Source organism: Paenibacillus sp. PvR133 (genome assembly GCF_017833155.1).
GTDB classification, from domain to species: Bacteria; Bacillota; Bacilli; order Paenibacillales; family Paenibacillaceae; genus Paenibacillus; species Paenibacillus polymyxa_B.
Genome location: NZ_JAFIBS010000001.1, coordinates 1006826 through 1031647, shown reverse-complemented (window position 1 = coordinate 1031647; position 24822 = coordinate 1006826). Strand labels below are relative to the sequence as shown.

Below are 24822 nucleotides of genomic sequence, written 5' to 3'. Positions count from 1 at the left end.
ATTCGTCATATATTAGGTATAACGAAAATTTCCAATTTCTGATGTTTTACATTACCATAGTGACTGAGATCATTGGAATAGTTAACCAAAATAATAAAATAGGCATACTTCAAAAGGAGGAAGCGTGTTATGAAGCTGCATCGAGCCATTGTGGTGGATGATGAAACCTTTACTCGCAAAGGGCTGCTTCAACTCATGGATTGGCAAGCCTGTGGTTTTGAAATCGTAGGAGAAGCTGATAACGGTGAGGATGCGCTGGAGCTAATCAGCCGTATTCACCCGGACCTGGTCATTACCGATATTCGTATGCCTGTGCTGGACGGATTAGAGCTGATTCGGTCTGTGCTCGAACAGAGTACAGAACATCCCGCATTTATTATTTTAAGCGGCTATAGTGATTTTGCTTATGCGCAGCAGGCAATCCGCTATGGGGTTCATGATTTTATGCTTAAGCCGATTGATGAGGGTGACTTTTCGGCTACACTGCGCAAGCTGAGTGAAAGACTGCATCGTGAACAACAGAATGCACAACGATATCAGAATCACCATGCAGGTGGGCTGTTAGAGACTGTGATGATGAACCCAGTGGATGATGTAGTGGTGACACAGTGGGAGCAGCAGCTACGGCTTGGGGAAGCCACGTATATGTACTATGTACTCGTCGAGCTGAATGACCAACATCCCTGGCGCTCCGGTGCCGATGGTGTCATGCTATCACTTTTTCAGTTCAGGGAGCTTATAGAGCAAGCGCTTCATCGTTTAATGGATGGCAAGTACCCTCTCTATGTTCATGAGCATCGTAACCGGATTGGTCTTATCGTACCGGACTTCTTTTTGGGGTGTTTTGAAGGCAAGGTCGAAGTTTTTATGAAAGCGCTACAACGAGAGATAGAGGGGATGAAGACACTAAAAGGTCAGCTGGGAAGTCGGGTTTTCGTTTATGCAGGAAAGCCTGTGAATCGGTTGCAGGATATCCAGCAGTCCTACGCCTGTGCGAAGGAAGCAGTGCTCCATAAATACATTTATGACAATAGCGGTATTGTTGTATATCTACGGGAGGGAATGCCACCACTTCACTATAAGACCATCCCTCAGGACGTACTGGATCGCTTGACGGAACAAGTTGAGGAACTGCGGTTGGATGAGCTGCGTGTGGCCGTGGATTATTTATTTAGTAGTTTTCGGGAGGAGTGTTATGCACCTGAGGCTATGAAAATGAGTCTGCATCAATGCTTACTTAGTATCGTTCGGGTCATTCAAAACATGCAGGGAAATGAGCGCTCACTTCAGTCACTAGAACCGATGATGAACTGGCAGGACATGAACCTGTCCCTGGGTGAACTACAGCGATTGTTTACAGCTTTTGCAGAGGAAAGTGGAAGGTATATTGGGGTTCTGCGCAAGGATTGTCAGCAAGGAGGCATTCAGCACATTCGTGCTTACATTGAGCAGCATGCCGCCGAGAATATAAGCCTGAAAAGTATTGCGGCTCGCTTTTACATGAACCCGGTATACCTCGGTCAATTGTTCAGGAAAACGTATGGTGTGTACTTTAACGAATTTCTGCTGAAATTGCGTGTTCAGGAGGCGAAACGCTTGTTGCGGCAGACGGATCTGCGGATTTATGAAATTGCTGAGCGCGTGGGCTTCGGCAGTTCAGACTATTTTGTTACCCAGTTTGAAAAGATGGCGCACGCCACGCCTAGTGAATACCGCAATAGCCTGAGTATTGGCGACGAGCCAGAGAGGGCCAGCGAATGAAGATGCTGAGAACGACTCTTGATCATGTGCGATTGCGGGATAAAATGCTGCTGCTTTATTTTCTCTGTGTTTTCACGCCTGTAGTGCTGACCAATCTTATTTTTTACCATGTCACTTCGCAAAACGTGAAGGAACAGCGTATGCAGGATATTTCGCGCGCACTGGAACAGATTAAAATTGAATTTTACCGTGAATTTGAAGATGCGATGGAAATCTCGTCTATCTTTTATACTGATCATCAGCTCAATGAGGTATTGGAAGAAACATATCCCCACCCTGCTGACTATATCGCCGCTTATGACTCTTATTTACGTCATATCTTGAACAACACTTACAGTCCTGCATACCATTCCGTAGGTGGAATTACGATCTACACCAATAATTCAACGCTGCTGAATTCCGGGGGAATCAGCTTTATAGATGAGGGAGTCAGAAGTTTGCCCTGGTATACCAAAATCTCGCCTGGACGCCAGTCCAAGCCTATATTTGTACGTACCGATGACAGCACAGGTGAACAGATGTACCCTTTTAGCCTGATTCGGCGGATGAACTACTTTTATTCCCAAAATGGTCGTGAAAAAATACTGAAAATAGAACTGCGAATGTCGTCCATTCGGGAGATTTTCAATAACCTGAATTTGCAGGGAAGTCTCTTTCTGCTGAACGAACGAGGGGGAATCGAATATACAACGGACCCCAAAGTGGATATAAACCACAAACATGTAGCCTATAACACTCTCAAGCTGCCCGAGGACACGATGGAGTTCAAGACGAATTATGTGCTTACGAGCAATCTGAATGGCTGGAGCATTGTGGCTGCGGTATCGAGAGATGCAGTGCTGTATGAAATGCAGGAATCTCGCAATTTTGTGCTCTTGTTAACCTGTGTAAATATGCTGCTGCCTACATTAATCATTATTTGGATTACACGTTCGTTGAACGTGAGGATTCATCGTATTTTAAAGCACATGAAGAAGGTGAAAAACCAGCATTTTGAGCTGATTCGCGGTACAGAGTCGAGAGATGAAATCGGGCAATTAACAGGTGAGTTTAATCGGATGACGCTGAAAATAAAGCGACTGATTAACGATGTCTATATGGCCGATATTCAGCGAAAAAATCTGGAAATTCAGCGCAGACATGCTCAGTTGAATGCACTTCACAGCCAGATCAACCCGCATTTCCTGTTCAATGCGCTGGAGACGATTCGCATGCGGAGCTTGATGAAGCATGAGGATGAGACAGCGCGCATTATTCATAACATGGCACGGATTTTCCGCAATTCGCTGGTGTGGAACAAGGATCGGGTTACTTTACGGGAGGAGCTGGAGCTGATCCGTTGTTTTCTGGAAATCCAGCAATATCGCTTTGGTGAGCGAATACAGTACGAAGTGCAAGCGCGCTCTGAAGACTTGGACAATCTGCTTCCCAAAATGGTCGCGCTGACACTGGTTGAAAATGCAAGTATCCACGGCATTGAGCCGCTAAAGCATGGAGGACGCATTGAGATTCATTTTGAGCATGAGGAAGGACAACTGATTCTAACGGTTCGGGATGATGGGGTGGGCATGTCTGCGGAACAGGTACAACGCTTATATGGTTACATGCAAAGGCAGGAGGAAATGGGTGAGCGTATAGGTCTGCAAAATGTCATCTATCGTCTTAAGCTTTACTACGGGAGCCGCTTTGAGCTTGCCATTCGCAGCGCACCCGGCGAAGGTACGGAGATTCGAATTAGGATTCCTGCGGATCGGGAGTGAGGGTAGACAGCAACGCCTATTTTGCTTTGAAGGACCTTTACCTATAGTTTTCTAAGTAACACCTTTAGATTGACAGGTGAACGAAATGAACGGCATTTTATAAAATGAAAGTGCTTACAATTTAGGGCGTACGGGATTCTCAGTGCTTGAGGTACGTGCGCACGATATTCACACACAATCGACAAAAGAGGACAAAAGGGGAGGGTCTGGCATGACAAGCAAAAGGTTCGGAATCATCACTCTGGTAATGGTTATGATGGCGTCTATGATCGCTGCTTGCTCAGGGAGCTCGGGCAAGGAGCCGGCGTCAGGAGATAGCAAGGAGAAGGTCACATTCACGTATTTTAATGCCACTGCGGGGAGGGACATTAATACCAAAGAAACGCGGATCGGCAAAATCCTGGAGGATCAGACGGGGGTAAACTGGAAGCTGGAGCATTTGGTGGGTGATTCCAATACGAAGATCGGTACATTTATTGCCAGTAACGATTACCCGGATGTGATAGTACCGGATGGCACGATCGATAAGCTGCTGGATGCCGGGGCTTTTATTCCCCTGAATGATTTGATCGACAAGTATGGACCGAATATTAAGCGTGTATATGGACCGTACTACAACTTGATGAAGGCGGAGGATGGGAACATTTACTTTCTGCCGCTCAGTGCGGTGGTAGGCGATTATTTACCTGCGCCTAACTTAGAGCAAGGAGCCTTTTGGGTGCAACGCAGGGTATTAAAAGAAGCGGGATATCCAAAAATCAAAACACTTGACGAGTATTTAGCCCTGATTCGTAACTATGCGAAAAAGCATGCAGATGAGGGATTGACTGGGTACCTGGCGTTAACCACGCAGGATAGGTTTTATGCTCTTACGAACGCACCGATGCATCTGGCAGGCTATCCGAATGATGGCGGCACGATTATTGATATGAAAACACACCGGGCCACGGATTATGGAGATATGGAAATCACAAAGCGGTATCTGAAAGAGCTAAATCAACTCAATGTAGAAGGCCTATTTGATAAATCGTCCTTTGTGGACAATTACGATCAATATCTGGCGAAGCTGACCTCGGGTAAGGTGCTGGGCTTTTTCGACTACCGCTGGCAGGCGGGGCAGGCCCTGAATAATCTGCAGGAGGCTTCCAAGCAATCGGGCAATGATGATATGGAGTATATAGGGCTGCCTGTTGTATACGACCAGAATATAAAGGATCAGTACATTGATCCGTCGTCATTCGTTAATAACCGAGGCATAGGAATTACGGTCAGTGCCAAGGACCCGGTACGTATCATCAAATTTTTTGACAACCTGCTGACCGACGAAAACCAGGTGTTATCCAACTGGGGAATCAAGGGAGAAACCTATGATGTAGATAAAAAAGGACGCTTTTACCGGACTGAGGAGCAAATTAAGCAGACTGGTCAGGACGCGTTCCGCGAATCATTCGGGTTCAAATATTTTGAATACAGTTGGCCGCGATACGGTAGCGGTTCCACCCTGCCTGACGGCAACTCCGTTGGTGCCGGACGGCAGCCGGAGGTTGCGCGTATGTCCTACACCGAGGGAGATAAAAAGCTACTAAAAGTCTATGGTGTAGAGTCCTTCTCGCAAATGTTTTCCGCACCAGACGAGCGCCCATGGTATCCGGCCTGGAGTATCCCAATTGCTCAAGGTTCACCTGCGCAGCTCTTCCAGCAAAAGAAGGGGGACCTGCAGCGCAAATATTTCCCGCGTTTGGTGCTGTCTGCACCGGAGCAGTTTGATGCGATATGGAGTGAATACACTACTGAATTCAACAAGCTGGATGTAAAGGCGTATGAGGAGCTGATCACGAAGGAGGTTGCCAAAAAAATCGAGAATCCCGGTAAAAAATAAAGGAGGAAGCAGCTATGGGCCACTCGTCACCACCAGCAGTCACGATCTCCCCGGATCAGTTGCCGCCCTCGCGGCGAACCGGCTTTAGGGGATTTATGCACAAGCTGAATCAGCAACGGGCACTGGTATGGATGTCCGTCCCTTTTTTAATCTGGCTGTTTATCTTCAAGTATTTGCCCATCTGGGGCTGGACAATTGCCTTTCAGGATTTTAAGCCTGCCCGCAAGTTGCTCGATCAGCAATGGGTCGGATTAAAACATTTCCATTTTCTATTTCAGGATGAACACTTTCTGCGGGTCATGCGCAATACGCTGGCGATGAGCTTTATTAATCTGGTGCTGGGCTTTGTCACCGCTATAACATTAGCGATTTTGCTGAATGAGCTTCGCCAGCTCGTATTTAAGCGGGTGGTACAGACGATCAGCTATCTACCGCATTTTATTTCGTGGGTGGTCGCGGCTAGCATCATCAGTACGGCGCTGTCTGCGGATGGCGGCATCATCAATGAGGTGCTGATGTGGCTGGGGTTGATTAAGGAGCCTATTCTGTGGCTGGGCGAGGGAAGCTATTTTTGGGGCATTCTCGGTGCATCGGAGGTATGGAAAAATGTCGGCTGGAACACCATCATTTATTTGGCTGCGATGACGATGATTGATCCCTCGCAGTATGAAGCGGCCGAGATGGATGGAGCAGGGCGTTTTCAGCGGATTTGGCATGTGACATTACCCGGATTGAAGCCTGTATTTATCATCCTGCTCATTATGAACATCGGCAATCTGCTGGAATCCGGCTTTGAGCCGCAATACTTACTGGGCAATGGCATGAACGTGGATTATTCGGAGAATCTGGATATTTTCGTACTGAAATATGGTATCCAGATGGGTAATTTCTCGCTTTCCATTGCTGCTGGGATGTTCAAAACGGTGGTCAGCTTCATCTTACTGTTTAGCGCCAATCATATTGCGAAGCGGTTAGGGGAGGAAAGATTGTTCTAGAATAAAGGGAGTTATGGGGGGAGAAGGCTGCTCCGCGTGCGGATTGTTCTTCCGATCGCTGTTATCCCCGTATTTTCTTATTGGAATAAAGATCATAGGTTAAAATCCGGGGCTAGCTTATGCTTACGATGCGAGCTTTCCTCTGGAAAGCTTTTAGCCGAACGCTCCGCTTCTTCAGAACAATTCCGCCCGCTCCGCTGCTACCCGCCGTAAAGTCACTTTTTTTGAGAACTGAGGGTAGTGGCAAGGGGAGAGTTTAAGGAAGGCGCGTGACTCGCGCTTCCTTGGGTAAATGTGCCATCATGGTTGGCTCAGCTTCGCTATCGCTTGTTTTTAGGATTGTGCTAGTGGTGGTGGTAACAGAAGGTGCATGCTCATGCATACTACAGGTGCAAGTCAGTGGATTTTTAGCAGGCCGCTTCGCTGACCTCATCAAAACCTTATCAAACGAACTAAAACATGACTTCTTATAGTACCAATAATATTTCACCAAGGTTAACTCCAATTGCCACTAATATAACCACTCAAAATAACAGTTCCAAGTAACAGCACCAACAAGCTCCAATAACAATTAGTTGAATTAGGGTGCGCGATCCAAATGCCTAAACTATTTTTTAGAAAGGAGCGGAAGTCATGGGCAAAGGGAAGGCCGTACACGGGCGATTTCGGGCCCCCTCGGATCGAATTTTTGATGCGTGCAATATCGTGTTTATGCTCTGCCTGATGGTGTTCACGCTGTATCCGTTTTTAAATACGCTGGCGGTTTCGTTGAATGAAGCGAATGATTCGATTCGGGGCGGGATCTATTTGTGGCCGCGTGAATTCACGTGGAGTAATTATGAATATGTGTTCAAGGAAGCGACGATTTTCCATGCTACGCTGATTTCTGTATTACGTACGGTTGCGGGTACGGTGACCTCTGTGTTTTGCTGCGCGATGGTGGCGTATACGATCAGCCGGCCGGAATATGTGCTGCGCAAATTTGTTTCGATTGCTTTTATTTTAACGATGTATTTTAGCGGTGGATTGATTCCAAACTTTCTCCTGATTCGTGAGCTTGGGATGCTGGGGACTTTCTGGGTGTATGTCGTGCCGGGATTGATCGGGGTGTTTAATGTGATTGTCATTCGCTCCTTTATTGAGGGATTGCCGGAAGGGATTTTAGAGTCGGCGCGTATTGACGGGGCTGGGGAGTTTGCCACTTTTATGCGCATCGTTTTGCCGCTGTGTGTTCCCGTACTGGCGACGGTGTCGCTGTTTACAGCGGTCGCGCAATGGAATTCCTGGTTCGATGTGTTTTTGTACAATTCGTCATATGAGCAATGGAGCACTCTTCAATATGAGCTGATGAAAATACTGCAAAATTCCAACACGTCTGTTAACACTCAGGACTATGCGAGCCAATTCGCTGGTTCGGAAAATCTGGCGAAGTCGGTCACGCCTACCTCGATTCGGGCCACGATGACGATTGTCGCTTCAGTGCCTATTATTTTAGTTTATCCTTTTTTGCAAAAATACTTTGTGAAGGGTATGACCTTGGGAGGTGTCAAAGGATAGTAACTGAAATCCAATGGTGCCCAATACGAATTAAAAAAATTTGAGTGCGGGAGGGATTGCTTTGCGGCCATGTTGGGTTAAGCCTTTTTGTCTGGTGCTGGCTGGAGCGCTATTGTTATCGCCTGTTGGTTGGTGGGGAGCGTCTGTAGCGAAGGCAGCTACGTCTATAGAACATTCCCCGCCCGTTGCGGATATGGTGCTGTCAGCGGGTGATATCCATAAGACCATTGGAACGTATGGATTTGAGCAAGGAAACAGCGATGGCTGGAAGCCTCGGGGAACTTATACTCAAATTGCATCCGTTACGGAAGCAGCATATGGCAGCACGCATAGTCTGAAGGCAACCGCCCGCACAGCGGCTTGGAACGGGGCGGAGCTGGATGTGAAGTCGCTGTTGCAGCCGGATGTAGAGTATGAAATTAGTGGCTATGTGAAGCTAGATGGTCATTCTGCGGTTCCGAGCATGGTTAAACTTACAGTGGAGCAGCAGCCGACAGGTGGGACTACGACATGGAAGACGGTAGCGCAGACGGAGACGGCGGATACATCGTGGATCAAACTTCAGGGGAAATATACTTTTACCGGGGGGATGGATGCATTGAAGCTGTATGTGGAAAGCTCGAATCCCGCGCAGGCCTACTATGTGGATGAGGTAGAAATAACACAGGTATCGAAGACGCCAACGGAGCCGGCCAATGGTATCGTATCCGGGTTTGAAGATGGTACGGCTCAAGGATGGGTGTCCCGTATGGGAGCCGAGACCGTGCAGGTTTCGAATGCCGATGCACGAACCGGCTCATACAGTCTGCTGACAACAGGCAGACAAAAGACATATGCCGGCCCCAAGCTGGATGTGACTGCTACGATGCAAAAGGGCAGCCGATATACGGTCAGTGCCTGGGTGAAGCTGGCGCCGGGTGAGCAGCCTGCCAAGGTGAGGCTCAGCATACAGCGTGATCACCAAGGGGATAGTGCGTATGAAACTGTTGTAGGCGACACGGCTACTACGACAGGGGGATGGATGCATTTGTCTGGTACGTATACGCTTGCGCATGATGCAGACACCGTTTCTATGTATTTGGAAACGGCAGAAGGAACGTCTTCCTTTTATATGGATGATTTCGAGCTGTCACTTGTACCGCCGCTGGCTATTGAAAAGGACATTCCTTCTTTGCATGGATTATATGGGGGACAGTTTAGCATTGGCACGGCGATTGAAGCTTTCCAGACCGAAGGGGCTTACGGAGAGTTGGTACAGAAGCATTTTAACAGCGTCGTTGCAGGGAATGCGATGAAGCCGATCTCCTTACAACCGTCCGAGGGACAGTTCCATTGGGAGGAAGCAGACCAAATTGTGCAATTTGCTAGACAGCATGGACTGGAAATTCGCTTCCATACTTTGGTGTGGCATAACCAAACTGGGGATTGGATGTTCAAGGATAAGAATGGACAGCCGATGACGCCGACTGCTGAGAATAAAAAGCTTTTGCTGGATCGGCTGGAGACGCATATTCGCGCTGTTGCAGCCCGATATAAAAATGTCATCACCGATTGGGATGTGGTGAATGAGGTCATTGATCCTGATCAGCCGGATGGCATGCGCCGCAGCAAGTGGTATCAGATTACTGGTACTGATTATATTGAAAAAGCATTCCGTGTTACGAGGGAAGCGGCGGGCCCGAACGCACGACTATTCATTAACGATTACAACACACATGAGCCGAAGAAACGGGATTTTCTGTACAATTTGGTACGTGATCTGCTCGCTAAAGGCGTACCGATTGACGGGGTAGGCCACCAATCGCATATCCGCCTGGAGTTTCCCGCTATTAGCGAGATTGAGCAGTCCATAGAAAAGTTTGCTTCGCTTGGTCTGGATAATCAGATTACCGAGCTGGATATGGGTCTTTATTCCAATGACACAGATCGCTATGAAACGATTCCAGAATCTATGCTGATCCGGCAGGCTCACCGCTATCGGGCGCTGTTCGATATGTTTTCAAGGCAGCAGAATCATATCAGCAATGTGACGATTTGGGGTACGGATGATGGAAATACGTGGCTCAGCACGTTTCCGATAGCCCGGCTGGATAAGCCGCTACTATTCGACGAACGGTTAAAGGCCAAATATGCCTATTGGGCACTTGCTGATCCGTCCAAAGTCCCGCCGTTGCCAGCGGGGAATAACCAATGAATAGTTTGAATGAAACAGAGGAATAGAGCTGTTCAAAAGGAGAGCTGGAGCTATGGCTACCTTACGCTATACGAATCCGGTTGTCCCCGGATTTTATCCTGATCCGAGTGTGATACGCGTCGGAGAAGATTATTACATGGCGGCAAGCTCGTTTGAATACATGCCGGGCTTGCCCATTTTTCATAGCCGAAACCTGACCGATTGGCGGCAGATCGGGCATGCGTTGAACCGGCGCAGTCAGATTGATTTGTCCACTCGGAAAAGCTCGGAAGGCATATATGCGCCCACACTGCGCTATCATCAAGGTGTTTTTTATCTGATTACGACAGATGTGATGGGGATAGGTAATTTTTATATCACATCTGTGAACCCCGCTGGGCCTTGGTCAGACCCGATCTGTATTCGATACGGGAATATAGATCCGTCTCTGCTATTGGATGACGATGGGAAAGTGTATGTGACCGTACAATCCGGGGCAGATGCCGAGTCGCATATTATCCAGTATGAGATTGATATCACTACAGGTCAGGCATTGACAGAGCCTATAGCGATTGCTCACGGGGATGGCGGCGTATGGACCGAAGGGCCGCATCTGTATCACATCGGCAGCCACTATTATTTGCTCTGCGCATGTGGCGGAACGGGGCGTGATCATCGAATACTCGTGTATCGTGCGGAGCGCCCTTACGGTCCGTTCGAGCGTATGACAGAGCCGATGCTCACGCATAACGCTCTCCCTGCACATCCGATTCAGAACACAGGTCATGCCGAATTGGTTGAGGACACTCGCGGGGACTGGTGGGCTTTTTTTCTCGGTGTCCGTCCGGTGGTGGACATCGAGCCTGTGGCTGACCGCTTGGAGGCTGTCGAGCCTCAGGCTGAGGTACCACCTTCGTATAGCGTGCTCGGACGCGAAACCTTTCTGGCCCCCGTCCGCTGGACAACGGACGGATGGCCTACGGCTGACAACAACGCAGGCACGGTGCAATTGCACATGTCTGTAGACCGTCAGCCATTCAGTCTGGCGGAGCAGGCTCTCCCGCCTGCTTCTGCGCCGCTCGCGCCTGCAAAGCGTCATAGCTGGCGCGATGACTTTGGTGGTCAGCGGCTGGACTTCCGTTGGGCTGCTCCGCGCAGGCTGTGTGAAGCCTGCATCAGCCTGGAAGCGCGCCCCGGATGGCTAACGCTCATCGGCAATCGCCACACGCTGCTGGACGAAGCGCCGAGCGTATTCCTCGGCACCCGGCTGCGGCATCATCAGATCGCCGTCCGTAGCCGGCTTTATTTTCAACCACAGCATGAGGGCGAGGAAGCCGGCCTTGCGGTACGGCTTAATGAGCGCGGTCACTTTACGCTGGGTATTCGTCGGGATGGAGAAGGCAACATGCTTACTGTAGTGGTCTCGGTCGCAGATCAGGGAAAACGAACCGAATGGGTCTCTGTACCGCTGGCGGCTCCTGATATACCAAGCGGTGAAGGTATGGAGCTTCGCATCCTATCCGATGCGTATCATTTCGCCTTATCTTATGCTGTGCGTCCAAGCAACTGGGTACCGCTCGCTACGGTTCCGGCTTTTGTAGTCTCATCTGAAAGCAATGGCGGTTTCACGGGAGCGCTGATTGGCATGTATGCTGTATCGACCGTCGCTGTAGATGAACCGGTATCTGTCGCCGCGACTCCCGCATACTTTCAATATTTCTCCTACGATGGCTTGGACTATATAAGCCATATAAGCCAAACCTGAAGAATAAACGTCCAAACGGTGTAGATAGGAAAGTCGCCTTATACAAGCATAAAAGCAGGCTGTCCTTCACATGTGACATGTAAAGGACAGCCTGCTTTGTTATCGTAAAGGAATTACATTTTTATTCCAAATTGGCGTGTTGGCCAAACATAGATTTGGAGGTCAGCTTGCGCAGCTCCATCGTTCTGAGTACCAATGCGTCACCGTATAACAGCAGGGTTTGCTCAAACAATGAGCCCATAGGCTGAATCGTTTGGTAGTCCTTGTTGGACGGGTCCTTGGCCGCACCAGGCAGCTTGACGATGATATCGGCCAGTTTGCCAATGGTGGAACCCGGGGAAGTGGTTAGAAGCGCCAGAGAGGCCCCAAGTTTCTTTGCTTTTTCTGCCATGGAGGTCAGGCTTTTGGTTTCACCAGAGCCTGAACCAATAATGAGTAGGTCGCCCTCGCCCAAACCAGGAGTTACGGTTTCCCCGACCACGTAAGCTTGAATCCCCATATGCATCAGCCGCATCGCCAGCGAGCGAATCATGAACCCTGAGCGGCCCGCACCTGCCACGAATACCTTATTCGCAGCGGCGATGGAGTGGATCAGCTGCTCCGATTCTGTATCACTGATCAATTGTGGAACCAATTGCAGCTCCTTGAGTACCTCGGATAAATATTGAGAGGTTTCCATTGGGATTAACCTTGTTTGATGAGCTGTTGCATTTGGGAAGCTACAGCCTTTTTGTCGTCCTCGCCAGTGATACCACCGCCGACGATAACCAGATCCGGTTGAGCCTTCACGACCTCAGCCAAGGTGCTCAGTTTAATACCGCCAGCCACGGCAGTTTTGGAGTTTTTCACGACTTTTTTGACGGTTTGCAGTGCTTCGAACGGGCTCTGTCCTTCAGCTTGCAGATCGTAGCCTGTATGCACACAAATGTAGTCAACGCCCAGAGCGTCGATTTCTTTCGCACGTTGCTCCAGGTTTTTAACACCGATCATGTCCACCAGGATTTTTTTGCCGCCTTGTTTTTTCGCTTCTTCTACTGCACCTTTAATTGTTGCATCTTCAGCTACAGCCAAAATCGTAACAATATCTGCACCAGCCTCGGAAGCTTTTAGCACTTCATAGCCCCCTGCATCCATAACCTTCAGGTCAGCCAGCACTTTCAGATTCGGGAATGCTTCTTTCATTGCTTTTACTGCATGAAGTCCTTCATTGATGACAATCGGCGTACCGATTTCTACGATATCAATATACGACTCTACTTCTTTTACCAATGCAATACCTTGCGGGATATCTACTAAGTCTAAAGCCAATTGAAGTTCCATGTTATTAACTTCACTCCTTAAGTGAATTTATATTTTGATGAACAGGTACATGCTCTGTTGAGTATTACTCTATACTTTGGTTTCATGCACAGGTTTGATTGTAAGGCCCCGATATCCGATTGAAAAGTACGCACTAATTCGTAACGTAGTTACCCCGACGATACTATAGCATCATAAAAACCATTCATGAGAGAGCCTGCATTTTGTCTTCTTTAGCATTATTTCTATAAGGGGAGTCGATTATTCGTAACCAAGGATTTTGCAAAAATCCCATAAGCGACTTCCAATGAACAAGATATAGATCGAAATGGTTTAGTTCGTCTATATCTTGCACTTCGGAGCGACTGGAATCGAATTTTGCAAAATCCATAACCATACACAGCAATGTAAGGTTGCAAAAAAAAGAAGGTAGCGATGATTAAATTGACTTCAAGTTAGGTTTTGACTATATTTGTAATATACTGGTATGCAAAAAATGGAGGCTAAGAGCATAACTACCCTGAAGAGTAGCCGCTGTGCTAAGGGGTAATCGCAATTTTCAGGATAGGGAGGCGGGTTTTAGTGGAAGAGGTCCTGAACCAAAGGGAAGCCATTTATTTGTTGTCGGACAGCCACGAACTCGATAAAGCTTGTGAGTTGTTTAGAATCAGCTACACACATAATGATTGGGATGAAGCGAACAAAGTAGCAGATTATCTGCATACGTTGGCTGAAAGCCTGTATCACACCCAACTGAGAAATGCTGCAGACGGCAAGTATGAGACATTGGACACCAAACACCCGCTAGTGTTTTATTATGCTTACAGTTATCTGGCGAAGTCTATTTACTATCAGAATATGGGAAAGTATGAGGAAGCCAGAAACTATATTATGAAGTATAGCGAAATGGGCTGGTTTATGGGGCTGGATCAGAGCGGTCACGAAGAAGTAGAGAGATTCCGTTTCCTCGCCAAGGCCAATTTATTTACGATTGAATTACTTTCGGGGAGAAGGGAACTTTTGCCTGAGTACGTTCAATTTCTTCACGACAATGAAGAGGAGCTACTTCCAGGATTGGTTGGTATTGCCGAAGCGGCTAACTTGAATAATTGGAATATAGACGACCTGCTGAACGATTTTGCTGATGATATTAAGATATTTGAAGGTTATGAAGATAGAGCAAACCGCGTATATTATTTAAAACTGGTCAACCAATTGGCCATTTACCATTTCAAGAAGAAGCAGTACTCCGCTGCCTTAAATTATGTCCTTGATTCTCTGCAATTCTCTGCCAGTGTAGAAGCGGATGCCGATTTCAGGACATTGGTTGCTCTGTTTGAAACTTATCGAGATTTGGCAACACCATCACAGCAAGAGCAATACCAAACCATTTTATTAAGGGGGCTTCATAATGAAAAAGGCATTAATCTCGGTAACTATGGTCTTGGCGTTTCTTAGTATTGCTCTTCCGGTGGGAAATATTTTGGGAGGGTTAGACCCAGTGTTTCCTTCAAATCATGGTGTTTTTTCTTATACTGCTTGAGTTTCAGATTTAGACCATCAAGCCCGATAGGGCTTTTGTACATAAAGGAGCACACTTTTACGCATTTTGCGATCAGTGTGCTCCCCTTTTTTATCCCAAGATTTATTTTATGGCATACGAAGTCAGGTCATTGGCCAGATGTTGCATCGTTTCACTCGCCTTTTGCATACGCTCCATCACTTCAGTGAAGGAGCCTACCAGAGTCGCCTGCTCCTGAGAAGAAGAAACAATTTGTTCAATTTCCTGCTCCATTTGACGAATGGAGTTTTGTACATCCTTAAGGGCTCCTTCAATATCGACCGTCGCCTTTTTGGATTCTACGGATAGCTTGCGCACCTCTTGAGCGACGATACCAAAGCCTGCCCCTGCTTCTCCCACACGCGCGGCTTCGATCGCTGCATTCAATCCAAGCAGGTTGGTTTGATCGGAAATTTCCTTGATGAACACAGCTACTTGATTGATTTTACCCGAGTTTTGTACGGCGATTTGAGTGTTTTTCAAAATCTGTTCACTGGTTGCCTGAAGCTCCTCGGAATGAGCCGCTACATGCTGTACCATATCAATGAGCTGCTCGGTGATGGAGCGATTCTCGGATACGATTTGATCCAGTTGATTTTTGTTAGTCAAATTATAGGAGGCCGCAAATGCTGCGATGACTTCACCTTTCTCGTCAAATACAGGGATACTGATCATATCAAGAGGAAACCCTAGAATTTCAGCAGGAATGTGGGTCAGGCTGGCCTCACGTCCATTTTTAAGCATGGCAAAATCTTTATAGTCCTCGAGCAGCTCCGAGCCTGTTTCAAAGCCGAGATCCATACCCTCCGATTGGGTATACATAAGGACATGAGTGCGGTCGAAGAGAGCAAGGGTCACTTTCTCACGCATAATCTGTTGTATGTAGGGAATGGCTGCAATTAATGCATCTATTGTATTCAAATAGATAACCTACCTTTCTTTACTAGATATATTTTTTATAGTCTCGTATATAGTTGTCGGTCTAAAGACGGATAAAAGTTATAAAGATATTGAAAATTTAAAGGGAAATGAAAGCTTCAGAAAAAAAGGCATACCGTTTCCATTACGGAACGATATGCCTTCTATTTAATCTTAACGTGTCAGTGCTGTGTATAGGTAGTTCACTTGCCGCGTTGCTCGAACAGTTGTGCGATTTCCACAATAACCTTGGTAGCAAGTACCATGTTGTCCACCGATACATATTCAAACTTACCGTGGTAATTTTCCCCACCTGTGAAAATATTCGGGGTAGGCAGTCCCATGTAGGATAGCTGTGAACCGTCTGTACCGCCACGAATCGGCTTGATAATAGGTTCGATATTCAGCTTTGTCATTGCTTCATAAGCGACATCGACGATATGCTTGACTGGCTCTATTTTCTCTTTCATGTTGTAATACTGATCTCTCAGCTCCAGCGCAATACGGTTTTCTCCATAAGCGGCCTGCAGCTCTTTGACTACATTTGTTAAATAAGCTTTCCGTTTTTCAAAGCTCTCGCGGTCAAAATCACGGATAATATAGTATAGCTTAGCTTGTTCTGCCGTGCCTGTAGACTCCAAGAGATGATAGAAGCCATCATATCCGTCTGTATATTCCGGGGCTTCGTTTGCAGGTAACCGACTATGCAGCTCCATAGCGATTTTGGCAGCGTGGATCATTTTATTTTTAGCCGTACCGGGATGCACATTCACACCGTGAATGGTAATATGGGCGGCTGCGGCGTTAAAGCTCTCATACTCCAGTTCTCCGAGCGGTCCGCCGTCTACCGTATAGGCATATTCAGCGCCAAAAGCGGCTACATCAAAGCGTTCCGGTCCTCTTCCAATCTCTTCGTCTGGTGTAAAAGCAACGCGAATTTTGCCATGTTGAATTTCTGGATGGTCAATCAGGTAGTGGATAGCTGTCATGATTTCTGCGATCCCGGCTTTGTTGTCTGCACCGAGCAGGGTGGTACCATCTGTTGTGATCAGGGTGTGGCCTTTATATTGAGCCAGTTCGGGAAACTCACGTGGAGAAAGAACCACACCAAGCGAAGCATTCAGCGTGATATCGCCCCCATCATAGTTTTCCGTCAATTGCGGCTTTACCCCTGCGCCAGTCAGCTCGGTAGCCGTATCGAGGTGAGCGAGAAAACCGATGACGGGAACCTCTTTATCCGTATTGGAAGGAAGGGTTGCCATCACATAACCATGATCATCAATGGTTACGTCTGTCATACCAATGGCTTTCAATTCGCCCACCAAAAGGTTGCCCAATGTGAGCTGTCCGGGTGTAGTGGGGCAAGTGTGGCTGCTTTCATCAGATTGGGTATCTACCTGAACATATGTAGTTAGGCGGTCAATCAGTTCCTGTTTCATGTGTGTATCCTCCTTGGTGTCATTTCTATTATGGTACGTATTTTATCATGATTAGGCTTATAATATGAAAAAAATGGTTGACCCTTTTAGGAATGACGGGTTGTGTTGCACAGGGGAGACGAGTAAGATAATAGTAAAATAAAAGTAAAAATAGAGTAAAACCATTAAAGGAGTCTGCAATGCCTACGTTAAAAGATATCGCCCAGGAGGCAGAGGTTTCAATATCCACGGTCTCCCGAGTGCTGAATTATGATGAAACACTGTCTGTATCAGAGGAAACGCGACGTAAAATTTTTGAGGTTGCCGAGCGCATGAAATATACGACTGCTAAACGTAAAAATGGCGGTATTGGTCGTCAGCCCCGCAAGAAGGCAGAGGGACCCATCCGGTTGGGTATGGTGCACTGGTTTAGCGCGTACGAGGAACTGGAAGACCCTTATTATCTGTCTATCCGGTTTGGCGTGGAAAAAGAGTGCCGCCAAAGCGGGGCGCAGCTGGAGCGTATTTTCAGAAGAGAGGACCTGACTGCGCTGAAGGCGTCATCCGAAGGGCTACATGGGCTGATCGTGCTGGGGCATTTTAGCAGCGAAGAGGTAGAACGTATGCTGGAACTGCCCATTCCTTGCGTCTTCCTGGATCATCCGGTAGAGCGTACAGGGGCAGACTATGTGGTCATTGACCTTGCTCACGCTGCGGCTGATGCACTGGATTATTTGATGGGCGCAGGCCATCGTCACATCGGATATGTAGGTATGGGCAAGGATGAGCAGCCCCATGATTCCGAACGAGTCGAGCTAGATGCCCGCTATGAGACGTTTTTACGGTATCAGGAACAGCACAGGCTGTGCACGTCGGATGATATTCATGTGTGCGGAGGAACGGCGGCAGACGGCTTCCGTGCGATGGAAGCGGCTATTTTGGCAGGACCAGAAAACCTGCCTACAGCCTTCTTTGTCGCGAGCGATTCGGTGGCTATTGGGGTGTTGAAGGCGCTGGAGCAGCATCACCTTGCGGTGCCGGAACGTATCTCAATTGTTGGCTTCAATGATATTCCGACAGCGGGATATTTGACCCCATCTCTGTCAACGGTCAAAACGCATACCGAACTGATGGGAGAGACGGGCGTTCAACTCTTGCTGCATACGGTACGCAACGGTGCAAACGAGGTGGGGCGCAAGGTCATCATTCCGACCGAGCTAATGATTCGCAACAGCAGTGCGCCGCTACATACCGATACCCAATAAAATCGGCGTTATTGATTTGGACAGCCCCGGCTTACCGGGGTTGTTTTTTTGATATAAAAAGATACAAAAATGGATTGACAATTACCTTGTAAATGCTTACATTGAACATATATTTATTTTACTAAGTTTTACTCGTTATTTTTACTTAAATATTTTACTATAGTATAAGAGTGAAAAATAAAAGGTTGAGGTGACTGCCCATGCGTACCATTTTGCCGTTGAATGACCAATGGTTTTATCTTCCTGAATATGTCGAGAGCGAAGTAAGCGCAGGCATTGATGCAAGTCGGTATGAGCCAATTCAGCTGCCGCACACCAATGTAGAGCTTCCGTATAATTATTTTGACGACAAGGCATTTCAGTTTATTTCTACGTATAAAAGAGAGTTGAACATTCCGGCAGATGCCAAAGGTAAGCGAGTGTATGTTGATTTTGAAGGAGTCATGACCTATGCCCAGGTATTTCTAAACGGGGTAAAAGCGGGGGAGCATAAAGGTGGATATACACCGTTCAGCGTTGAATTGACCGAACTTGCCGAATATGGCGGCCCCAATGTGCTCACGGTCATTGTCGATTCCACGGAACGGGACGACATCCCTCCCTTTGGGGCAGTCATTGACTATCTGACCTACGGCGGTATTTACCGCGAAGTGCAGCTACGAATAGTGGAGCCTGTACACCTCGGAACGGTATTCATTCAGACACCAGAGCCGCTTGCGGCAAGCAAGACGGTGCACGTGGTCGTGGAGCTGGAGGGCATCAGCGATCAGCAGGACGACTTGACGGTCGCGCTGCAATTGCTGGACGGAGCGAGCGTGAAGGCGGAGACCGAGCTGGCAGCGATGACGGCGGCGGAAGTAACGCTGGAGCTGAAAGAGCTGGGCGGCCTGCAACTTTGGGATATAGATGATCCCAAGCTATATGAAGCGAAGCTGACGCTGCTACGAGGCGGAGAAGAGTTGGATCAGGTGACCGTGCGCTTTGGCTTCCGCGAGGCCGAATTTCAGCCGGACGGTTTTTACTTGAACGGGCGAAAGATCAAGCTACTCGGCTTGAACCGTCACCAGTCCTATCCGTACGTTGGCTATGCTATGCCTAAAAGAGCGCAGCGTCGTGATGCAGATGTGCTCAAGGAGGAGCTGGGGCTGAATATGGTACGGACATCCCACTACCCTCAGTCCCGTCATTTTCTAGACCGTTGTGATGAGATCGGATTGCTCGTTTTCGAAGAGATTCCGGGTTGGCAGCACATTGGCGGTGAAGCGTGGAAGGAGCAGGCGGTGAGGGACGTAGAGGACATGATTGTCCGTGATCGTAATCATCCCTCCATTGTAATCTGGGGGGTACGAATTAATGAGTCGCAGGATGACCATGATCTGTACACGCGTACCAATGAGCTAGCACGAAAGCTAGATCCGACCCGTGCTACGGGTGGTGTGCGTTATATTGTAGGCAGTGAGCTATTGGAAGATGTATATACGATAAATGATTTTGTTCATGATGGTGGGCACAAAAAATATTTGGCTAAGGAAATCCGCAATTTTGATACGTATGACGATACAGAAGGCGTAGATGGCGAAACGACAGGCTTGCGCCAGCCGTCTCTCGTTACAAAGCTGGATCATCCGGTCCCTTATCTGGTAACGGAATATAACGGGCATATGTACCCGACCAAGCGTTTTGACCAGGAGGAACGGGTAATGGAGCATGCACTGCGCCATACGCGGGTCCAAAATGCTTCCTATGCCGATGAGGGCATTGCTGGGGCGATTGGTTGGTGTGCTTTTGACTATAACACGCATGCTGATTTTGGTTCCGGTGATAAAATCTGCTACCACGGTGTCATGGATATGTTCCGCCTGCCTAAATTTGCAGCGAGTGTGTACCGGAGCCAGAAGAACGTCGAACAGGAAATCGTTATGGAGCCGGTCACTTACTGGTCGCGTGGTGAGCGAAATATTGGAGGCATCGTGCCGCTGGTTGTGTTCACCAATTGTGATGAGGTGGAGTTCATCTACGGTCATGAGCGCAAAGGTGTTTATCGTCCGAACCGAGAGAAGTACCCGGCGCTTCCTCATCCCCCTGTCGTGATCGACGAGCTGACAGGCCACTGGGGCATGAAGTGGGAAGACGCTGTATTCATTGGATACGTAGATGGGCAAGAAGTGACCCGCAAATACTATTCACGTAATCCGGTGCCGACAGAGCTGCGGGTAGCTGCAGATGATATGGTGCTGGAAGTTGGCGATTGGGACGTAACCCGAGTAGTAGTGGATGCTCTGGACGAATACGGCAATGCCCTGCCGTTCTATGCAGATCCTATTTCGGTGGAGGTCGAGGGAGTGGGTGAATTGATCGGTCCTTCAAGCTTATCCTTAATTGGTGGACGCATTGCATTCTGGATTCGTACAAAGGGTGAGGCTGGCAATATCCGCGTGAAAGTTTCCGCGCCTTCTCGTTTCGGCTCGCAGGAATTGAGCATTCACGTGCAATAAGGAAGCAAAGGCAACATACAATCCTACTAGCCGCTTGTATACCGTTTGAGACTTCCATTATTTAAAAAAGGAGTTGTCCGCAGATTCTGTAAAGAATCTGAGAGGGCAACTCCTTTTTAGCATAGGTTAGGGTACGTTAATCTATGAGTCTTTTTAATTGTGTCTTATTACTGAGTCACTTAACGTTACGCTCGTAGATTGGAAGCATAGAATACACTATCAAGTGCAAGGGAGGTGAATCCTATGGCGATTCTATTACCTCAGCAATTCTATTCTCTCGCTGCGGGTGTGGGTAAATCCTTTTTTGAAAATTTGAAAGGCGGTAATAATGCTACAATTACCGTGAATAACACGGGTGCCAATCCGGTGGATCTGGTTGTTACACGTGTCAATGCTCCCGTGATCACGTATGTTATCCCGGCAGCCAATAGTCTGACGTTAGAAGTGGCTTTGTTGCTGGTAGCTGCTCTCCAAGCTACTCCAGCTGGAGCTGTGACAGGCACCATCCAAATTGCTACGGCTGATTTTTAACCTGTAACGACCTGACCCTCTAACTCTAGCTTTGCCGTGTGGCAAGGTTAGAGTTTTTTTGTTTGAAATTTTCTGAAACTTTTTTCATATTGTGCCGATATATACATATAGCATAGCAAACAACAACATCGAAAAGGAGTACCCTGTATGAGCTTTAGCAATCCAGTTTTACGTGATGACATCTTTTTGCGCGAAGATGAAAGAGAAGCTAGTGAACAACGCATGACCATCGGAGGAACGGTGAACAAAACGTTGCTTCTGCTGGTTCTGCTCATCGTCTCTGGCAGCATTACCTGGTACATGACCTACGAGGGAACTGTAGAGGTGCTATCCTTGCTGACGGCAGGCTTTATTGGTATGGCAGGCGTAGCACTTGCGATATCCTTTTTTCCAAAAACCGCTCCATTACTCTCTCCTGTATATGCGATTCTGAGTGGTTTTGCTTTGGGTGGCGTTTCAGCTTTTATGGAGTATGAGTACCCTGGAATTGTAGCCAATGCCATTTTGCTGACCGTGGGTATTTTGTTCTTAATGCTCTTTATGTACACACAGCGAATCATCAAGGTGACACGCGGCTTTATCTCATTCGTTGTCCTGTGTACGATGGCGATTTTTCTGGTGACGCTGGTTGATTTTATTTTGAACTTTTTCGGTATGAATGTTCCGTATATCCATGAAACGGGTTGGCTTGGTATTGGTATTAGTTTATTTATCGTGATCATTGCGGCTTTGAATCTGCTGGTTGATTTCAATTTTATTGAAGAGCAAGCAGATCAAGGTGCACCCAAATATATGGAATGGTATGGTGCTTTTGCATTGCTGGTGACTCTAGTATGGCTGTATGTACGGATTTTGGATCTGTTGGCCAAGTTCAGTAAGAGGGACTAAGTGCAGGGTGAGAAGAAAAGGATGGCTGAATGCCGTCCTTTTTGTATTAAATAGACGGTTTAAAAATTGCATTTTACGTTAAATACATAGAAGTTGGGTAAAACATAAAGACAGACAGGAGAGGAGTGAGTGTATGTATCAAGTGGTGCTGGTTAGGCATGGAGAAAGCGTGTATAACCGACAAAACCTGTTTACGGGCTGGACGGACGTGGACCTGACTGAACAAGGGACTCATGAGGCCATTGAGGCGGGACGTATTCTCAAGGAGGCAGGATATACGTTTGATTTGGCATTTGCCTCTGTGCTGAAACGTTCTATCCGCACGCTGTATCACATCTTGGATGAGCTGGATCATCTGTGGATACCTGTGCAGAAGTCATGGAAGCTGAATGAACGCCATTACGGTGCTCTTCAAGGGCTTAGCAAGCTGGATTCCGCCGTGCAATACGGCGAGGAGCAGGTTCATATCTGGCGGCGTAGCCTAACAGTGCGGCCACCCATGCTGGATGAGCAGGACGAGCGGAGTCCGCATCGGGAAGAGCGTTATCGCAATATTAAGCCAGAAGAGCTGCCGCTTGGGGAAAGTCTGGAGGACACAGTGCATCGGGTCGGTGAGTTTTGGAAGCAGCGGATTGTACCTTTGATTCTCAAAAAGGATCGAGTTATCATTTCTGCACATGGTAACACTTTACGGGCCTTAATCAAGTATATGGAGAATCTGGACGAAACCGCATTGCTGGATTTGAATATTCCCACAGGCATTCCCCTGGTGTACGAGCTGGATGAGCATATAGATCCCATACGGCGCTTTTACCTCGGTGATCCGAGTCATGTAGAGGCTAAGAAGCAGGCCGTGGCCAACCAAAGCAAGGTAACGGAGTGACCTTCCATACACAAAGAGGACAGGGCGATTCCTCGCATCCTGCCCTCTTTGTGTTGGGTATAGATTAAGCGTTCGCTTCTTCTTCTGTTTCCTGACTGTCTTCCTCTGCGGGAAGTGCCCACACCGATACACTGCCGGCACGAACGGGAAATATCCCGTAGCCATCCTGCTCAATCTTTACGGTATGATCGTGACGCCCGGTCAAATCTATCCATTCTTCCGCTGCATGTTGTTTGCCTACGAACATGCGCTTTTCTCCGTCATTTGCGTTGGTGATCACCACAGCACATCCGGAGCCTTCCAGCTCAGGCACGCCTTGACGGACCCATCCAATCGTATGGGGATCATCGAAATAATCTTTTTGCTCACCATAAGCTTTATGGTACCGGGCATATAGAAGCGGGTCTAGCTCAGCCTGCTTGCCTTTGACGGGCGTTTGTCCCTGGATGCCGTAGTAATCGCCATAGAATACGCAGGGATAACCGTCCTTGCGCAGCAAGATAAGTGCATAGGCGCTGGGCTTGAACCAGTCCTCCACCCAGGATTCAAGCGCTTCATGCGGCTGGGAATCATGATTATCGACAAAAGTAACCGAGTTCAGGGGATGTGTATGAACAAGCGTATCCTCGAAAATGGTGCTTAAATCGAAATCCTTGCCACCCAAGGAAGCGCTATGTAGTTTGTAGTGGAGGGATACGTCAAATAGGTCGATTTTATAATCAATGGTATCCAGGAACTTTTGACACGATTCCAGATCCGGTTTCCAAAACTCGCCTACCATATAAAAATCCTGTCCGCGTTTTTTAATCATTTCTGTAGCAAACTCTCGTACAAATTCATGATTAATATGCTTGATTGCATCCAGACGGAATCCGTTGCATTGCAGAGTATCTACCAGCCATTTGCCCCAGCGGATCATCTCTTTGCGCACATCCTGATGATTATAATCAATATTGGCGAACATTAAATAATCATAATTGCCGAATTCATCATCTACATTTTCGCTCCAGCTTTTATTTTTACCTAAAATACGATAGATTCCTGTCCGGTCCTGGCTCGCATCGTAATCCGTTCCGTTAAAATGTTCAAAGTTCCATTGAAAAGTGGAATACTGACCTTGACGGCCGGGGAACGTAAATTTAGTCCAGCCTTCGATATCAAAAGGCTCGGAAATGACCTCATTGCGGTTATCCGGGTTGACCTCGACGACCTTGAATACTTCGGTTTCATCCGCGCCAGCCTTATGGTTCATAACCAGATCGACATAGACGGCCACACCGTGGCGAACGCAGGCGGCAACAGCCTCCAGCAGGTCTTCCCTGGTTCCGTATTTGGTGCGCACGGCGCCTTTTTGGTCAAATTCGCCCAGATCGTAAAGGTCATAGACGCCGTATCCCGTATCCTCGGGCGACTGGCCTTTGGTGACAGGTGGAATCCATATCGCGTCAATTCCTTTGGCCTTCAGTTCCGGTGCCAGGCGGGCAAGCTTCTTCCAGTGAGAACCGTCAGCTTCGACATTCCACTCGAAAAATTGCATCATCGTATGGTTCCTTTTCATGTGCGTCCCTCCTTCATATATAACAAGTTACCCACCAAGTGAGGGGGGCTAAACGTCAGACGGTCAATATGATGCTGAATGAAGAACAAGGATCGCTGTATAACGTATGCTAAATC

General features: G+C 47.7%; 18 protein-coding genes. 13 read left to right on the top strand and 5 right to left on the bottom strand.

The window, feature by feature from the left end; all coding sequences use genetic code 11:
- Positions 1-129: 129 nt before the first annotated feature.
- The 7 genes from JOE49_RS04555 (at position 130) to JOE49_RS04525 (ending at position 11890) form a co-directional block, all read left to right on the top strand.
- The gene (locus JOE49_RS04555) at positions 130-1761 is read left to right on the top strand and encodes a response regulator transcription factor (RefSeq protein ID WP_209940637.1); all 1632 of its coding nucleotides are present in this window, start codon (positions 130-132) and stop codon (positions 1759-1761) included.
- Positions 1758-3521, top strand: coding sequence for a sensor histidine kinase (locus tag JOE49_RS04550; protein WP_023990913.1), 1764 nt, complete (start codon positions 1758-1760; stop codon positions 3519-3521). The genes JOE49_RS04555 and JOE49_RS04550 overlap by 4 nt, the downstream gene beginning before the upstream one ends.
- A 211-nt stretch (positions 3522-3732) precedes the next feature.
- Positions 3733-5400, top strand: a complete 1668-nt coding sequence (locus JOE49_RS04545) for an ABC transporter substrate-binding protein (RefSeq protein ID WP_023990912.1) — start codon at positions 3733-3735, stop codon at positions 5398-5400.
- 14 nt (positions 5401-5414) lie between these two features.
- Positions 5415-6395 (top strand): ABC transporter permease, encoded by a 981-nt coding sequence (locus JOE49_RS04540; RefSeq protein WP_023990911.1) that lies wholly within the window; start codon positions 5415-5417, stop codon positions 6393-6395.
- Between the two features lie 633 nt (positions 6396-7028).
- The gene (locus JOE49_RS04535) at positions 7029-7952 is read left to right on the top strand and encodes a carbohydrate ABC transporter permease (protein ID WP_028540826.1); all 924 of its coding nucleotides are present in this window, start codon (positions 7029-7031) and stop codon (positions 7950-7952) included.
- 61 nt (positions 7953-8013) lie between these two features.
- Complete coding sequence (locus JOE49_RS04530; protein ID WP_209940636.1) at positions 8014-10146, top strand: endo-1,4-beta-xylanase; 2133 nt, start codon at positions 8014-8016, stop codon at positions 10144-10146.
- A gap of 52 nt (positions 10147-10198) precedes the next feature.
- Positions 10199-11890, top strand: a complete 1692-nt coding sequence (locus JOE49_RS04525) for a glycoside hydrolase family 43 protein (RefSeq protein WP_209940635.1) — start codon at positions 10199-10201, stop codon at positions 11888-11890.
- 121 nt (positions 11891-12011) lie between these two features.
- Here the strand turns inward: JOE49_RS04525 and hxlB are convergent, their stop codons facing one another.
- Positions 12012-12569 (bottom strand): 6-phospho-3-hexuloisomerase, encoded by a 558-nt coding sequence (gene hxlB, locus JOE49_RS04520; protein WP_023990908.1) that lies wholly within the window; start codon positions 12567-12569, stop codon positions 12012-12014.
- A 5-nt stretch (positions 12570-12574) separates the two neighbouring features.
- Positions 12575-13210, bottom strand: coding sequence for a 3-hexulose-6-phosphate synthase (gene hxlA / locus JOE49_RS04515; protein WP_013312540.1), 636 nt, complete (start codon positions 13208-13210; stop codon positions 12575-12577).
- A gap of 561 nt (positions 13211-13771) precedes the next feature.
- On the opposite strand from hxlA, the gene JOE49_RS04510 reads away from it, so the two are divergent.
- The gene (locus JOE49_RS04510; RefSeq protein WP_076264544.1) at positions 13772-14647 is read left to right on the top strand and encodes a DNA-binding protein; all 876 of its coding nucleotides are present in this window, start codon (positions 13772-13774) and stop codon (positions 14645-14647) included.
- A gap of 187 nt (positions 14648-14834) precedes the next feature.
- Here the strand turns inward: JOE49_RS04510 and JOE49_RS04505 are convergent, their stop codons facing one another.
- The gene (locus JOE49_RS04505; RefSeq protein WP_023990905.1) at positions 14835-15671 is read right to left on the bottom strand and encodes a methyl-accepting chemotaxis protein; all 837 of its coding nucleotides are present in this window, start codon (positions 15669-15671) and stop codon (positions 14835-14837) included.
- Positions 15672-15871: 200 nt separating this feature from the next.
- Positions 15872-17107 (bottom strand): peptidase T, encoded by a 1236-nt coding sequence (gene pepT / locus JOE49_RS04500; RefSeq protein WP_160788439.1) that lies wholly within the window; start codon positions 17105-17107, stop codon positions 15872-15874.
- A 179-nt stretch (positions 17108-17286) separates the two neighbouring features.
- Here pepT and JOE49_RS04495 point away from each other — a divergent pair, with 179 nt between their 5' ends.
- From JOE49_RS04495 to gpmA, 5 genes are all read left to right on the top strand, one after another.
- A complete protein-coding gene (locus JOE49_RS04495; protein WP_209940634.1) occupies positions 17287-18351 on the top strand; it encodes a LacI family DNA-binding transcriptional regulator in 1065 nt (354 codons plus the stop codon).
- Positions 18352-18551: 200 nt separating this feature from the next.
- The gene (locus tag JOE49_RS04490) at positions 18552-20846 is read left to right on the top strand and encodes a glycoside hydrolase family 2 protein (RefSeq protein ID WP_209940633.1); all 2295 of its coding nucleotides are present in this window, start codon (positions 18552-18554) and stop codon (positions 20844-20846) included.
- Between the two features lie 243 nt (positions 20847-21089).
- Entirely contained in the window at positions 21090-21377 is a 288-nt protein-coding gene (locus tag JOE49_RS04485) for a hypothetical protein (protein WP_160788436.1), read from the top strand.
- A 147-nt stretch (positions 21378-21524) separates the two neighbouring features.
- Positions 21525-22265, top strand: coding sequence for a Bax inhibitor-1/YccA family protein (locus JOE49_RS04480; protein WP_023990900.1), 741 nt, complete (start codon positions 21525-21527; stop codon positions 22263-22265).
- A 133-nt stretch (positions 22266-22398) separates the two neighbouring features.
- Positions 22399-23148, top strand: coding sequence for a 2,3-diphosphoglycerate-dependent phosphoglycerate mutase (gene gpmA / locus JOE49_RS04475; protein ID WP_190298221.1), 750 nt, complete (start codon positions 22399-22401; stop codon positions 23146-23148).
- A 64-nt stretch (positions 23149-23212) separates the two neighbouring features.
- Here gpmA and JOE49_RS04470 read toward each other — a convergent pair whose 3' ends face one another.
- Positions 23213-24706 (bottom strand): alpha-amylase, encoded by a 1494-nt coding sequence (locus tag JOE49_RS04470; protein WP_209940632.1) that lies wholly within the window; start codon positions 24704-24706, stop codon positions 23213-23215.
- Positions 24707-24822 lie beyond the last annotated feature (116 nt).